Source organism: Veillonella sp. (genome assembly GCF_032470285.1).
Classification (GTDB): Bacteria; Bacillota; Negativicutes; order Veillonellales; family Veillonellaceae; genus Veillonella.
The window spans coordinates 57898-72487 of record NZ_JAWEKP010000001.1 but is presented as its reverse complement, the minus strand read 5'-3'; the positions used below and the strand labels follow the sequence as shown (position 1 = coordinate 72487).

The window sequence follows — 14590 nt, the reverse complement described above, 5'->3', positions numbered from 1 at the left end:
TATACTACCTCAACTTTTATTTTTTTAATGCGTCAAATTGACCGTTTTTAATTTGTAAAACTTGAACTTCCATGGAAGGGTCGCGTTTTTCGTTGAACTTGAATTGACCAGTTACACCAACAAAGTCAGCAATATTTTTCAAAGCTTCTCGGAATTTTTCACGATCTGTAGTGGAACCTGCTTTTTTCAAAGCTGCTTCATAGAGGTATACCGCATCATAAGCTTGAGCTGCGAATTGGTCTGGTTCTTTACCGTATTTATCTTTATAAGCTTTACGGAAATCTTTTACCTTTTGATCGTCTTTGTTAGGGAACCAAGGTGTACCTACGATAACGCCATCAGCTGCAGCACCTGCAATTTTAATGAATTCAGGGCTGTTAAAGCCATTGGAACCAACTACAGGTTGATTCATACCCATTTCACGCATTTTTTTCATGATTAATGCGCCTTCTTGGTAAAGAGAAGCAACTACGATAACATCAGGTTTTGCTTGTTGAATCTTAGTTAATTGTGCAGAGAAATCAGTATCTTTATCTGCAAATGTTTCAGTATCAACGATTTGTACGCCTTCAGATTCCAATGCTTTACGAGCTGTATTATTTACAGATACCATTTGGTCATTATTGTTGGAGTACATAATAGCTGCAGTTTTGAAGCCTAAAGTTTTATGTGCTTCTTTAATTGCAGTATCTACTGCCAAGGATTCAGGTACAGCATTACGGAAAATGTAATCGCCGATATCTGTAATACCTTCAGCAGTTGTAGATGTACCAAGAGCTACGATTTTACTTTTGTTTGCTACAGGACCAGCTGCCATCATTTCACCAGATAACATTGGGCCGATAACAGCTACAACTTTATCCTTAGAAATTACTTTATTCATTGCATTAATTGCTTCGTTTTTATCACCTTTAGTATCTTCTACTAATAAGTTAATTTTTACAGCATTTGCATCAGCATTGATTTCGCTTACTGCCAATTCTGCACCAGCTTTAATGGACTCACCATATGCGGCTGCACCACCAGTTGTTGTTGTCAACAATGCGATTTTAGCTTCATTGCTATTTGCATTACCTGCATCTTTATTGCTGCCACAACCAGCAGCAACTGCCATTACACCAGCAAGGCCAAAAATGACTGCTTTTTTTAACATGGATTTATTCATGTTACACCCTTCCTTTAAAACATAAAACTTTGATTCTATACCTATATTATGAGAAATTTCAATCTTTTGTCAATTAAAAGAAAATGATTTTAATTCCTTAATAATATATACATTAAAAAGCTATTCACATAGCCGTTCCCACTTCTCATATAATGAATCCAACTCAGTTTGAGTCTCTTCAATTTGTATGGAAATTTTAGACATTTCATCTAAATCTTGTTGTACTACAGGATTAGCTAATTGCACCTCATACATTTTCATCGTCGCCTCGAGGCGAGCAATTTCAGCTTCTACCTCAGCTAATTGTTTTTCTACCATATAAGCATTTGGCTTCTTCTGATTTTCCTCTATAGTTTCTGATGCTGAAAGCATTGACTCATTAGTAGGAGTAGCTTTACTATCACGCTTACTGCTCTCAGAGTTTTTCTCATTAGCTAATGCTAATAAGTCTTCTTGCTCTTTCAGCTTTTCCTTATAGTATGAATAATTACCGAGGTACTCTGTAATTTTACCTTCATCTAGAATTACTGTTTTTGTAGAAACTTGATCTAAGAAGTATCTATCATGAGAAATAATAAAGCAAGTCCCTTCAAATTGTTGTAATGCTCTTTCTACGATTTCTCGTGTAGGAATATCTAAATGATTGGTCGGTTCATCTAAAATTAGGAAATTATCGCCTTGAAGAAATAACTTAAGCAAAGCTAAACGAGCGCGCTCACCACCCGATAATTCACCTACTAGCTTAAATACATCATCACCTTTAAATAAGAACGACCCAAGCACATTACGCGCCTTATCCTCACTGTAGTTAAAGTGATTCATAATCTCTTCTACTACCTGCCAAGAATCGTGCAACTCTTCGTGCTCTTGTGAGAAGTAACCCACTTGTACCCGATTGCCAATATCTACATGACCATTTTCAGGGAATAATTCTCCTACAATAGTTTTCACCAGTGTAGACTTACCAGCTCCATTAGGCCCGATAAGTGCTACGGATTCACCACGTCGAACAACAAGAGAGATATCATTAATAATACGACTTTCACCATATCCTACAGATAAGCGATCTAGTACTAAAACCTTATCGGCACTCATTGCTGCAGGAGGGAACGAAAATTGTAAATGATGTGAAGTAACAGGTGCCTCTAGACGTTCTAATCGATTGAGTTGAGACTGACGACCACGAGCCATTTTAGACTTGATACCAGCACGGTATTTATCTATATAAGCCTCTGTTTTCTTAATGTACTCCTGTTGTTTTTCATAAGCCACCATATCTGCCTTTAAGCGTTCATCCCGTTGTTGAATATACCGACTATAGTTACCGCGATAGGTTGTAGCCTTGTGATTATCTAACTCTACAACACCTGTGACAATACGGTCTAAAAAATACCGGTCATGACTTACAATGAAAATTCCACCCTGATAGGCAGATAGGTACCCCTCTAACCACTCCAGCATATCCATATCTAAATGGTTAGTTGGTTCGTCTAAGAATAAAAAATCGGGACTACGTACTAATGCTTTAGCTAAGTTAATACGTGTTTTTTGACCACCTGAAAATGCATTAGCCGGCTTATCTAAGTCATCGTCAGTAAAACCAAGACCATAGACTATGCGCTTTGTCTTTTGCTCGTAGTCATACCCGCCTAACCATTCTAGACGATTCTGTAAATAATCTAAGCGTTGTAAATCCGATTCGCTAGCCTCTTCAGATTCCAATCGACTAGTGAGTTCTTTTAATTGTTTTTCCAATGCATGAACATCGGCCCAAGCCTTTTCTATTTCTGTAGCAAGGCTATCATCCCCCAGATTTACATCTTGTTGTAAATAGCCAATACTAGCAACAGGCGACTTGACTACATTACCTTCATCCAGCTCTTCATAGCCTAATATGCACTTTAACAAGGTAGATTTTCCAGCCCCATTAGGGCCTACCAAGGCGAGTCGATCACCTTCTTTTAACTCAAAGGACACATTGGAAAATACTTGGCGCACTCCAAACGATTTTCCAAGGCCTATCATTCGAATGCGTTCCATTCACAACCTCCTAATCATTTACTCTTCATTATACCACAGTTGCCCTCACTAACATTAGCATTTCTATAGAGTCTTTTGTTTTTCGACTATGACGGAATAATTTTCCTAACAAAGGGATATCTCCTAAAATAGGTATCTTTTGTATTTGATGTTGATCTCGATTGTCCATGAGTCCACCAATAACCAGCACTTCTCCTGGTTGTAATCGTACTCTTGTATGTGCTTGACGTGTGCTTATTTTATAGGCTTTCATTTCAGATACCATAATAGGTGTACTCACCTCTGCATGTATTTTAGCATCTACACCATCATCAGCAGTAATAATAGGAGTATAATTCAACTTAATGCCCACCTCTTCATAACGAGTAGAACGCTTTCGTTCTCCATTCACTTCCGATTCTTCTATAACTGGTATTCTTTCACCTATCAAGATATGTGCAGTCTCACCATTGAGAGCCATAATAGATGGCTTTGCAATTAGAACGGCTTTACCTGAGCTTTCCATAAGACTTAGCTCTGGTTTTACAAAGAACTTATAGGCCTCTCCAGTCGGAGTTTTGCCAAAGGTAACGGCACCATAGGAATGTGTTTTATCTTCTCCATGGCCGGTCAAGCTAAGCCAAGACCATCTAAATCCTTGTTCCTTAGCATAGGATTGTTCCATAGCAATGATGGTAGCTTCTAATTGCACTTGTTTTGGTTCCTTGTCGATAGCACGTACTAAGGTTTCTACACGTCGCTTTTCTCCACTCGTCAAATGCATAATTACTTCGTTTTGTTCTGAAAGCACTGCCATTTTATCATTTTTTACCACTGTGCCTACCACATTTTTCAAAGACTCAGCCGGCAAATGTTCAGGTGATATAACATATAGCTCTCTTTTTTCAAGTTTTTCATCATCAGAATCAATAAGAAGGGTATTATGCTCCTTCGATACGGAAAAATGATATAACTTACCTAATTCATTAATAATTGCTTCTGGTGATTCTCCCTTTACAGTGGCCGTAATACTCCCTTTTAACGACTCTACACCAATTACGGATATACCATAACTACGACAAATGCCTAAGACGGTCTCCTTTAAGGATGCATTGCGTACAGAAATCGTTATGAGTTCGTTCCCAACCTTTTTTTCATTTTTATCTACTTCACTACTATTTACGATAGTTTCAGAACTACTAGCAGTTATTCTATCATTTCTATTAGTACCTATCCTATCAGTACTATTAGCAAATACCATGAACGGAGTTACAAGCATGACGACCATCCATAAGCTTATTCGCAATATAACTATCACTATAATCTTATCTATATATTTTAGACCTAGAAAGTTTACTCGATTCTTAGCCACCGTGATGAACCTCCTTCAATAATTTCTACACCACTTGCAGTTATCTTAGATACTGATATTTCTTTCCACACACTTCCTATACTAACCATTTGTTCCTCTGTACCTTTTCGTAAAATGGCAATATTCTGTTGTCCCTCAATAATACCTATAAGCTCTATGGGATGTTGTTTGATAGGATTACTTATAGTAGGTTGTATACTGGATCCAACTCGTCTAGCACTAGTATCTTTAGATTTTAATTCAATATAATTACCACTATGCTTTTTATTATTTCTTTTTTGTTGATATTTTCCATTTCTACGACTTTTATCTTCCGCTTTTCCAAAAGTACTCTTTTCATCATCGGACTCATATAAATTATTATTTATATCAACGAAATTGCCATTACTATCTTTAGTCATCTTATTCTGACCAAGTAAATCATCTATAGGAATATCTTTAAAAACCTCTCGCCAAGGATTTGCTCGCTCAACACCGGTAATATCATATAATAATCGTCCATGAACATTGCTTTTTACCTCTCTATCCTTTACATTTTTTATATCACTTTCATCTTTAAAATAGTTCTTTCCTTTCCCTGTTCTATTACCATGTGTTGTTTCTTTTGATAATTTCTCTGAGCCTCGTTCATTTTGATTACCATCTCTACCATTAGATTGATCTAAACTAATATGAACATTTTCCTCCTCATGAGGATAAAAAATACCAATACCTAAAAGGGCCACCGCAATGATAAGGAAAATACCAAGTGCAAACTTATAGTGGCGCATAATAAAATGCTGCTTATCAATCCACATTTTCATACGTTCTATATAGTCTCGTAAATTCATAATCCACCTCCTGCTGACATATTCTAGGAGGCTCTTTTAAAATCCTACAAAAAAATGACTCTACCAGTCACCACGGTGACTAATAGAGTCATTCATTATATTGACAAATCAAAACTATTTGTTCTTTATTTACTACTAAACCCATCTGGATGAGATGTATGCCAATGCCATGCATCTTTGATAACATCAGCAACATTACTAAATTTAGGATCCCAACCAAGTAAATTTTTAATTTTTTCAGAGGATGCAATTAATGTTCCTGGATCACCAGCACGGCGATCACCATATTGAACAGGAATATCGATACCTGTAACCTCTTTTGCAGTCTCGATGATTTCCTTTACAGAGAATCCATTGCCACTACCAAGATTAAATACTTGAGATTCTCCGCCTTTACGTAAGTAGTCCATAGCCAATACGTGAGCAGTTGCTAAATCATTGACATGAATATAGTCGCGTACACATGTGCCATCAGCCGTATCATAATCAGTACCAAATACAGTTATATGCTCTCTTTTACCGCGAGCCGCATCTAACACAAGTGGAATCAAATGAGTTTCAGGATGATGGTCTTCTCCAATCATACCAGACGGATCTGCACCGGCCGCATTGAAATAACGCAACGCAACATATGTAGAACCATAGATAGAACTATAATCAGACATCATTTCTTCTATCATCAATTTAGTGCGACCATATACATTTGTTGGTTGCAGTTGAGCATCCTCACGAATAGGCACTACCTTTGGCTCACCATACACAGCAGCCGTACTAGAAAATACAAAATGCTTTATACCTGCGGTACGAGCAGACTCAATAAGGTGATAGGAACCAACTACATTATTTTCATAATAAATAGCTGGATTTTGCATGGATTCACCAACTTGTGAGTGAGCAGCAAAATGCATTACACCTAGGATGTTATGTTCTTTCATAATGCCTACTAGTTTAGGATCTGCAATATCCATATTGTAGAACTTTACCCCTTCAGGAATAGATTCTACATGCCCTCGAGATAAATTATCTACAATGATTGGTGTATATCCTGCTTGTTGTAAAGCACGTACAGTATGACTCCCAATATAACCAACACCACCTGTTACTAAAATATTCATAGTTCCCCCTCATGAATTATGTACATCCTTTGCTCGAGCCAATTTGGGCCCAATGAGACGCTTATAAACCTCTACCCCTGGTTGATCAAAAGCATCAACGCCCGCAAAAATGGACTCAAAATAAACGGCCCAACAATGCATAAACATAATTTCCCCTAAATGGAATGCGTTTAATGTTGGTACAGTTATAGTCATGTTAAAACGATTGTCACTAGACAAGGCTTCTCTATTAGCATCTAAAGCAATGTTTAAAATATCACAAATGCCTACATCAGATAGAGAGTGTAAACGTTCATATTGACTATAAGAATCTGGAACAATGAGATTATGTTTCCAGTCCTTAACCTTAATAAATTGAACTACCTTATTTAGGCGCCCCTCTTGATGCTCTTGAACTTGAGCATGCATATCCATAGTACCTACTGCAGCTACTGGCGTGCGGCCATATGGTAGACAAGTATTACTCATTTTTCCAAGAGATTCGGATAGGAGCTGTACATACCAATCAGATAATGAGTGGAGTGCTTCACTATAAGGCATAAACACCTCTATAATACGACCATATCGTTCAGATGCAATATATTTCAATAATGCACTTAAAAGGCCTGGATTTTTAAAAATGTCTTCTTCTTGACATGCTACATCCATAGATGCAGCACCAGCTAAAAATCCTTCAATATCAAATCCTACAAGAGCGGCCGTTACAAAACCAACTTCTGTAAATACAGAGAAACGACCACCTACGCCATAAGGAATACTATAGGTCTTCCAATTATTTTCTATCGCCATAGATCGTAAAATCGTAGGATGTTCATCATCAGATACATCTGTAACAGCTATCACTTCGTAGTTAATATTACGATCTTGTAAAGCCTTCTCCAAAATCATGAAGTTAGCCATAGGTTCAATGGTAGATCCAGACTTAGAATTAATAACGAGCATCACCTTATAATCAGGACCTTTTTTCTGAGCTTGACACTCTAACGTACGAATTAGCCCTACTAAGTAATCACCATCCACATTAAAGCCTGCAAAGTACATTCTAGGATAGCCGTCGCGTTCCTCTGCACTGTAGTTATTCCAAAATGCTCCACATTGCACATCAAAAATAACTTTGCTTCCCAAATAGGAGCCCCCAATACCTAGAGATACAACCGTATCAATATTATGGCGTGCATAGTCACGTAATTCGTAGAGCCGCTCTAACATATCTGGTGTATTGATACCATCTTCTGAAATATATGGAAGTTGGTAAAACAACACAGGTTCAGGTAAACCATCTTTAGAAACATGACCTTCTTCGAAGCCTGTAGAACGCAAAATATTTGTATGACGCCATACATTTTGTATAGCTCGTTCAAAATTATTCACATCGCGTTCTTGTATGCAACTTTCATTATATATATTAGCATAATCTAACTCAAAACCTGATTGTAATCGCAACATCAAATATCTCCTTCACTGACATTTTATGTACAATATTTTTTTATTATACCATAAAAGAATGAATAAAATATTAGTTTATACAATCATTTTACCCACAAGCCATAACCGAATCCAACTGCATATACAGACCAAAGTAATGCAAAAGGAATGGCTAATTTAAATTTAAGCTTTAACGTCTTATGACGCCATAGGACCATGCCTAATAAAGCACCAACACCCCCAAAGGCAAACGCTAAAAATAATAATGTAAACTCTGAAATTCGATCATATCCATTAATGGCACATAATTTATCATATCCATACAGACTAAATACGATAAGATTCCAAATACCTACGGTCACCCAAAATTGCGTATCACTCATATCCCCAAACCTTATTTTTCTTACTTATGATGAGCTTTAAAATATTCCAATGTCTTTTGTAAACCAGCTTCTAATGTTGTAGTGGCAATAAAACCAAAATCACGTTCAGCTTTCACATTACTTAAGCGCGAATGTTTAATATCCCCTATACGTTCATTTTCATAATAAACCATAAAATCTGTCCCACTAATAGCCCGGAATCGCGTAATCAACTCATTCACAGATGTTCCCATATTGGTAGATACATTATAAATACCTGTGCATTGACCATTCTCCATAGCCTTAATATTAGCATCTACCACATCATCTACATAAATGAAATCTCTAGTTTGCTCACCATCACCAAATACAGTTAATGCTTGCCCTTTGACAATCAAGCGGTTGAAAATACTGATAACACCACCTTCACCGCCATCACCTTGACGTGGTCCATATACATTTGCATATCTAAAGCATACTGTATTTAATCCAAAAGCTTCATGATAAATTCGCAAATAACCTTCTGCAGTAAGCTTTGTCAAGCCGTAAAAAGACGAAGGCATACCACTCAAGTCTTCAGTCAATGGCAATACTGCCAAGTCACCATATACAGCAGCTGATGAAGGCATTAAAAATTGTTCAACTTTCACTTTACGACAAGCATCGAGAACATTAATAAGCCCTATTAGATTTACATCACAGTCATAACTTGGGTTCTCCATGGAGGATTGAACCATTGTTTGCGCCGCTTCATGAAATACGATAGACGGCTTAAACTCTTCAAATACAGATAGTAATTTTGGATCTCGTACATCCATCTCAATAAATCGAGCATCTTCATGTACAAAGGAGCGCATACCTGTAGATAAATCATCTATAACGAGTACATCGTGCCCTAATTCAATTAATCTATCAACTAAATGGGACCCAATAAATCCGGCCCCACCAGTAACACATATATTCATAGCGCCCTCCCTTCTAATATCTTTAAATACCTGCACCTTGTTTTGCTAGTGCATCAGCCATTTCATTATATGTATCGCCTGTATGAGCAGCCACCTTGTGAAAGTATACTCGCACATGATTTTTTATAGAATCATAAAATGCTGAATACTCTTTGGTTAGCTCATTATTACGTTTCCATCTCTTAGTAGCCCACATTTCTATGCCCATATAATCATAGTAAAGTGAGCATTCAGAAATTCCATTATCAACAGCATATTTCATAACATGCATAGCAGCCAACAACTCACCAGCTACATTCCAAAACGATGTATATCGTTCATCAGTAGAGGAAAAAGAAAAAGTTTTCCTCTTGCCATTCAAAAAGATAACCCCACCTGCCCCAACAGTATTAGTCTCTTTATTATAACTACCATCGATATACCCAACCATATAGTTTGGAATAGTAAAATCTGGTTTCACAACACTTGCTGATACTTTACTTTGAATACTAGAACTAGAACCTATAGGCCTAGAATTTTTAGATTTAAACTTCACTTCTTGTGGCGATTTAAGTTCACTCTTTTTAGCGCTCATAAAATCACTTAAAGACAAACCTGAATTCTCTACAAAAGCACGTGCTTCTACTTCTGTGGAAAATGATTTGTAGATAGCACCACCATAGCCCTTTACTTGTTTCTCACAGTCAGACCATGTAGTGTAAACTCCTGGCACACGACCCTGACGAACAGCATAAAACTTTTTTGCCATACGCCCCCCTTAATGGTCCATTGTCAGTTCAACAAATTCAGCATTTACGACAGATGCCAAATCCTTTGGATTTACCTTCATTTGCATCCCGCGTAAACCTGCGCTTACATATACAAACTTTTGGGGTTCCATAGTAGCATCAAAATAGGTAGGAAATGCTTTTTTCATGCCTACTGGAGAACATCCACCGCGCAAATAACCTGTAATACTTAACAAATCCTTAACATGAACAAGCTCTACAGACTTATTATGACTAACACGTGCTGCCTGTTTCATATCTAACTCTTCAGCCACAGGAATACAGAATACTACATATCCAGTTTTGTCACCTTTGCCAACTAATGTTTTAAAGACTTGTTTCTCATCGAGTTTTAATGCTTCTACTACATGAAGGCCAGCAGCACGCTCTTCAGACCACTCATATTCGCTAATACTATAAGGTATCTTATGAGTATCTAAAATACGTAATGCATTTGTTTTTTTATGTTTCTCTTTACTCATCATAACCTCCATATACTAGCATAGCAAATAAATTTAATCATTACATAATATATTTCTATAGACAAATATAATTTTTCATTACTATTTATTTATGATTTTATTAATATTTTTTAATTCAATACGCAAAGTACCATCATCATTAGTTTTTATCTCAATAAACTCACGATTTTTCATATATTCTACAGGAAATGAAATCTCAATACCTGTATCTGTTTTAATCTTATGATGCTCTCCAACCTTCGTGGCGAACTCACGATTTACTGGCAAAGGACGCAGCATATCCGCATCAGCTAATTCTTTCTTTGCCGCCTCTTGTTGAATAGGATTCGCTTTAAATACCTCTTCTACAATACGAACAGGATCAACGGTATCTGATACTTCTGCATTTTTAGCAATCATAGATTTAGCGGTTGTCAACTCAACAACGCCATCAGACTCATGAGCTTGAGCCACCTTATCTACGATAGTCTTTACCTTTCTCACCGTATCTCGCGAGGATTGATTAGTCCCTAATTGCAAGACCTTATCTGCTAGGATATAGGATACCTCACCATCAAATTCACCTTTAGGTTCAAAAATACGAACACTAAAATTAGAGAGATTAATAGATGCAAAGGCCCGTAATTTTTGTGATGGCATAGGTAGTACTGCCTTATGAGAAACGAGTTCTGTAGCCAATGTACCATCATCTTCACTGAATAATTGATGGGTAAAAGCATCATGAGCTTGACACAAAAGAATACAAACATAAGGCATATCCGTAACGGCTTCACAGATAATTGTATCAATAACAACAAAATCAGTAGCTTGTTTCATGTATGTAAACAAGCTTTCACCTAAATTCTTACATAAATCAATAAACTTAAGCGCTCCATTTTTATAGTCTACTAATTGTTTGCCTACAGGACTCGCATCATGTAGGGTTCCGGTTCTAGCCCCTGGATCTTTAAAAGCCTTAACTACATGATTTGCTATATAATCTTGTATAGCTTGATCCCCAACCTTTAATTCATGTTCAGAATATACAGCTAACGAGGATGTAAAGTCGAAAATCTCTAGCGCCGCCTTATTAATCTGCATGATGCCTCCTTGTAGTACAAAAAATGTTTACCCTTTATTATACCACTCTTTTAACTTTCGTTTATCAACTTTTGAGCATTCCGTAAGGGGTAACATAGGAATTTCTATTATAGCTTTTGGCCACTCTACAGGAGGTCTTTTATTATGAATAAGTTCTATAACTTCACTCAATCTAGCCTCACCATCTAGCACCATATAAACTACGTAGTCTTCTCCTCGTATCTCATCAGCAATATCGATAATAGCAACCTCGGAAACCCCTTGTAAGGATTGTAAATACAATTCCATCTCTGGGATAGAAATTTTATATCCCCCTTTATTGATTACGTCACCTGCTCTCCCATTAAACATAAGATACCCGTCACTATCAATGTATCCACAATCATTTACAGTATACGTATTGGGAATCCCTTCAATACGATAATTTGTTGTCACATAAATGACATTATCATTCTCTGCGATTTTCACGGTTGGAAATGGTCTCCCTACCGTACCTTCTCGCGCTAACCATTCTTTACCAGTGCAATACGTTATATAGTTAAGCTCTGATGCACCATAGTACAAGATAAACTCCATATCAGGGCATATATGTTGTAACTGTTCCATTAATTGTCGATCCAGAACTTGAGATCCTGCAATGATGTATTTAATGGATGATAATTTACTTTTACAATGTCGAACCAATAATCGTAGTTTCGTTGGTAATGCATATATATGGTCTACATTGTATTCCTCTATAAGCTGCATCCATCTACTAGGACGCAAGGAACTCGTTGTAACAACAGTCCCTCCAGCCCATAAAGAGGCAATGACCATATTGCTAACACCTGTGAAACTAAAGTTTCCCTGTAAAAAGATTTTAGTATCTTTGTTTATATGAAAAATATCATTTTGAATATCAAAAAAATCGCGCCAAGACATTTCTCGTCTCCACAAAGGTTTTGGTTGTCCCGTAGTCCCCGATGTAAGTACCCCAAAATCAGCTAATGGCGGTACACCTTCATAGGCTATAACACGAGCTAGCTCATCTACATAAGCCGTATCCATCTCATTGTGACATACCATAGGAATATTACCTTTATGTAATGCCCCAAGCCACTGTGTAAGTTGTTCAACAAACGACAGTTCCTGAATTAAAAGAATCTTAGTATTTAATGTCTTTTTAGACTGAGTAAGATTTACAATGCGACTTGTATTATTAATATCTACCGATAGAATAGCATCATATAGTTCACCATATGTATATTGTATGTCATCTACGATTAAAGCCATTTTATGGGGCTCTAAATCTTTATGCTGTTGTAAGCGTTCAATAATTGTCATATTACATGCGTTCCATAATTAAAGCCGTACCTGTGCCCCCTGCACCAGCAATAGCACATAAACCATAGCGACCACCACAAGATTCTAAAGCAGCCATACAGTGAAGCACTAATATGGCACCAGAACATCCATAGGGATGTCCATAAGCTAAGGCACCTCCAAGCATGTTATATTTTTTAATGTGATTAGGGTACGCCTTGTTAAAAAGAACATCAATGATGGCAAAAGCTTCATTCCATTCCACCACATCAATATCATCCATAGTTAAACCTGTACGTTTTAAAATGCCTTCTGTGCTTTCAAGAGCGCCCTCCGGACTAAACTGAGGATTTCCTGCCCAAGGTTTAACGCTATGAATTTTAAAAGGACCTTTTTTATTAGATAAATATACAAAGGCCGCTCCATCATGAGTTAAACACGCATTGCCTGCATTTGTAATAGAGTCAGCTCCCAACAAAGGTTTCATCCTAGACAAGAGTTTTTCGTTCATCGTAGGTCGAATACATTCATCTATACATCTTTTACCATCTATAGTAATAGGCATAATATATGACTGTAAATATGGGTTATCTAAAGCTGCTGATGCTCTTTGATGACTGCCAATAATATGCGGATATAAATCTTCCTTTGTTACATTGTATTTATGAATAGTCCGCTCGGCCCCTTTGAGCATAGCTAAAGGCGATTGATCTTGGGGCGTAAATTGAGCTACCTTATAGGGACCTTCTCGGTCATCCCCAGATGCATACACCCGCTCTGGCTGTAACGACGAACTTTCAATACCGCCTGCAATAGCAGAATCCATAATACCAGACACAATATGTGCATATGCTATCTCAATACTCATCAAAGCTGAGGCACATTGCATATCAACGGTGATAGCAGGCACAGAATTTGGTAAATTACACATAAGACCCATGAGACGGCCAAGGTTACCACCAGTACCAACTGCATTACCACAGAAGATTCCATCTATATGTGAAATAGTATAACGATTAATTATTTCATCAATTACTTGAGAGCCCAAAATCTCGGGTCTCATATGTTTATATTGTCCATTTAAAACGCCGATAGGACTTCTAAGCCCACCATGAATATATACTGACATATATACTCCTTCTATTAAAAGCAAAAAAGAGGCATCCCGCAGAATGCCACTTTAATTGTATTCTAAATTTTAACTTTAGTTGCTAACCAAGAAGCAACCAGACATTTTACGATATCTCCAGGAATAAATGGGAACATGACTACAGGCAAGGCCGCCCAAAGTTCTGTTTTTGTAACAATCATAAAACCTGCTACACCAAAGAGGTACACTACAGGAATGGTAATCACAAGAGATCGCCAGGCATAAGAGAAAAAGCTTTTTTTAGAACCTTTAAATATACTTAGTAATGTATATGCAACTGGCCAAGAAAAAATAAAGCCACCTGTTGGTCCCAACAATTTGCCAAGACCAGCCGTACCGCCAACAAATACTGGTAACCCAACTGCACCAAGCAAAATATAAATGATAAATACGATAAGTGCATCCTTAGGCTGTAACAATAGGCCGATTAATGTGGCTACCAAAGTCAAAGCCGTTACCATAGCGGGACTAAATGGCAATGGGAAAGAAATATATGCTGAAATACATAATAAGGCTGTTAATAAAGCCATTTTTGTTAAACGTCTTGTTTCCATAA

14 protein-coding genes are annotated in these 14590 nt (G+C 37.1%); all 14 read right to left on the bottom strand.

Annotated features, from left to right (window positions below; translation table 11 throughout):
• Window positions 1–16 precede the first annotated feature (16 nt).
• Complete coding sequence (locus E7B10_RS00325) at window positions 17–1165, bottom strand: ABC transporter substrate-binding protein (protein WP_118091540.1); 1149 nt, start codon at window positions 1163–1165, stop codon at window positions 17–19.
• Window positions 1166–1285: 120 nt separating this feature from the next.
• Entirely contained in the window at window positions 1286–3205 is a 1920-nt protein-coding gene (locus E7B10_RS00320; RefSeq protein WP_118091539.1) for an ABC-F family ATP-binding cassette domain-containing protein, read from the bottom strand.
• A 28-nt stretch (window positions 3206–3233) separates the two neighbouring features.
• Window positions 3234–4556 (bottom strand): type II secretion system protein GspD, encoded by a 1323-nt coding sequence (locus tag E7B10_RS00315; RefSeq protein WP_118091538.1) that lies wholly within the window; start codon window positions 4554–4556, stop codon window positions 3234–3236.
• Window positions 4538–5386 (bottom strand): hypothetical protein, encoded by an 849-nt coding sequence (locus E7B10_RS00310; protein WP_118091537.1) that lies wholly within the window; start codon window positions 5384–5386, stop codon window positions 4538–4540. The genes E7B10_RS00315 and E7B10_RS00310 overlap by 19 nt, the downstream gene beginning before the upstream one ends.
• Before the next feature lie 125 nt (window positions 5387–5511).
• The gene (gene galE, locus E7B10_RS00305) at window positions 5512–6501 is read right to left on the bottom strand and encodes a UDP-glucose 4-epimerase GalE (RefSeq protein WP_077708306.1); all 990 of its coding nucleotides are present in this window, start codon (window positions 6499–6501) and stop codon (window positions 5512–5514) included.
• 9 nt (window positions 6502–6510) lie between these two features.
• The gene (locus E7B10_RS00300; protein WP_024061211.1) at window positions 6511–7947 is read right to left on the bottom strand and encodes a glucose-6-phosphate isomerase; all 1437 of its coding nucleotides are present in this window, start codon (window positions 7945–7947) and stop codon (window positions 6511–6513) included.
• A gap of 83 nt (window positions 7948–8030) precedes the next feature.
• The gene (locus tag E7B10_RS00295) at window positions 8031–8309 is read right to left on the bottom strand and encodes a DUF1294 domain-containing protein (protein WP_077708305.1); all 279 of its coding nucleotides are present in this window, start codon (window positions 8307–8309) and stop codon (window positions 8031–8033) included.
• 20 nt (window positions 8310–8329) lie between these two features.
• Entirely contained in the window at window positions 8330–9253 is a 924-nt protein-coding gene (locus E7B10_RS00290) for an NAD-dependent epimerase/dehydratase family protein (protein WP_077708304.1), read from the bottom strand.
• A 22-nt stretch (window positions 9254–9275) separates the two neighbouring features.
• A complete protein-coding gene (locus E7B10_RS00285) occupies window positions 9276–10001 on the bottom strand; it encodes a viroplasmin family protein (protein WP_004697169.1) in 726 nt (241 codons plus the stop codon).
• 9 nt (window positions 10002–10010) lie between these two features.
• Window positions 10011–10502 carry a Cys-tRNA(Pro) deacylase gene (gene ybaK, locus E7B10_RS00280; protein ID WP_004697210.1) on the bottom strand — a complete coding sequence of 164 codons (492 nt, stop codon included), beginning with the start codon at window positions 10500–10502 and terminating at the stop codon, window positions 10011–10013.
• Between the two features lie 81 nt (window positions 10503–10583).
• Window positions 10584–11582: a nucleoid-associated protein gene (locus E7B10_RS00275; RefSeq protein ID WP_004696999.1), complete on the bottom strand. Its 999-nt coding sequence runs from the start codon at window positions 11580–11582 to the stop codon at window positions 10584–10586.
• A gap of 27 nt (window positions 11583–11609) precedes the next feature.
• The gene (locus tag E7B10_RS00270; RefSeq protein WP_004697325.1) at window positions 11610–12905 is read right to left on the bottom strand and encodes an AMP-binding protein; all 1296 of its coding nucleotides are present in this window, start codon (window positions 12903–12905) and stop codon (window positions 11610–11612) included.
• A 1-nt stretch (window position 12906) separates the two neighbouring features.
• Window positions 12907–14013 (bottom strand): acetyl-CoA C-acyltransferase, encoded by a 1107-nt coding sequence (locus E7B10_RS00265; RefSeq protein ID WP_077708303.1) that lies wholly within the window; start codon window positions 14011–14013, stop codon window positions 12907–12909.
• Window positions 14014–14075: 62 nt separating this feature from the next.
• Entirely contained in the window at window positions 14076–14588 is a 513-nt protein-coding gene (locus E7B10_RS00260; protein WP_004693338.1) for a biotin transporter BioY, read from the bottom strand.
• Window positions 14589–14590 lie beyond the last annotated feature (2 nt).

What these genes read in the sequence shown, in the direction of transcription:
- E7B10_RS00325 (WP_118091540.1), bottom strand. Translation starts at nt 1,165, where the DNA reads ATGAATAAATCCATGTTAAAAAAAGCAGTCATTTTTGGCCTTGCTGGT.
- E7B10_RS00320 (WP_118091539.1), bottom strand. Translation starts at nt 3,205, where the DNA reads ATGGAACGCATTCGAATGATAGGCCTTGGAAAATCGTTTGGAGTGCGC.
- E7B10_RS00310 (WP_118091537.1), bottom strand. Translation starts at nt 5,386, where the DNA reads ATGAATTTACGAGACTATATAGAACGTATGAAAATGTGGATTGATAAG.
- galE (WP_077708306.1), bottom strand. Translation starts at nt 6,501, where the DNA reads ATGAATATTTTAGTAACAGGTGGTGTTGGTTATATTGGGAGTCATACT.
- E7B10_RS00300 (WP_024061211.1), bottom strand. Translation starts at nt 7,947, where the DNA reads ATGTTGCGATTACAATCAGGTTTTGAGTTAGATTATGCTAATATATAT.
- E7B10_RS00295 (WP_077708305.1), bottom strand. Translation starts at nt 8,309, where the DNA reads ATGAGTGATACGCAATTTTGGGTGACCGTAGGTATTTGGAATCTTATC.
- E7B10_RS00290 (WP_077708304.1), bottom strand. Translation starts at nt 9,253, where the DNA reads ATGAATATATGTGTTACTGGTGGGGCCGGATTTATTGGGTCCCATTTA.
- E7B10_RS00285 (WP_004697169.1), bottom strand. Translation starts at nt 10,001, where the DNA reads ATGGCAAAAAAGTTTTATGCTGTTCGTCAGGGTCGTGTGCCAGGAGTT.
- ybaK (WP_004697210.1), bottom strand. Translation starts at nt 10,502, where the DNA reads ATGAGTAAAGAGAAACATAAAAAAACAAATGCATTACGTATTTTAGAT.
- E7B10_RS00275 (WP_004696999.1), bottom strand. Translation starts at nt 11,582, where the DNA reads ATGCAGATTAATAAGGCGGCGCTAGAGATTTTCGACTTTACATCCTCG.
- E7B10_RS00270 (WP_004697325.1), bottom strand. Translation starts at nt 12,905, where the DNA reads ATGACAATTATTGAACGCTTACAACAGCATAAAGATTTAGAGCCCCAT.
- E7B10_RS00265 (WP_077708303.1), bottom strand. Translation starts at nt 14,013, where the DNA reads ATGTCAGTATATATTCATGGTGGGCTTAGAAGTCCTATCGGCGTTTTA.
- E7B10_RS00260 (WP_004693338.1), bottom strand. Translation starts at nt 14,588, where the DNA reads ATGGAAACAAGACGTTTAACAAAAATGGCTTTATTAACAGCCTTATTA.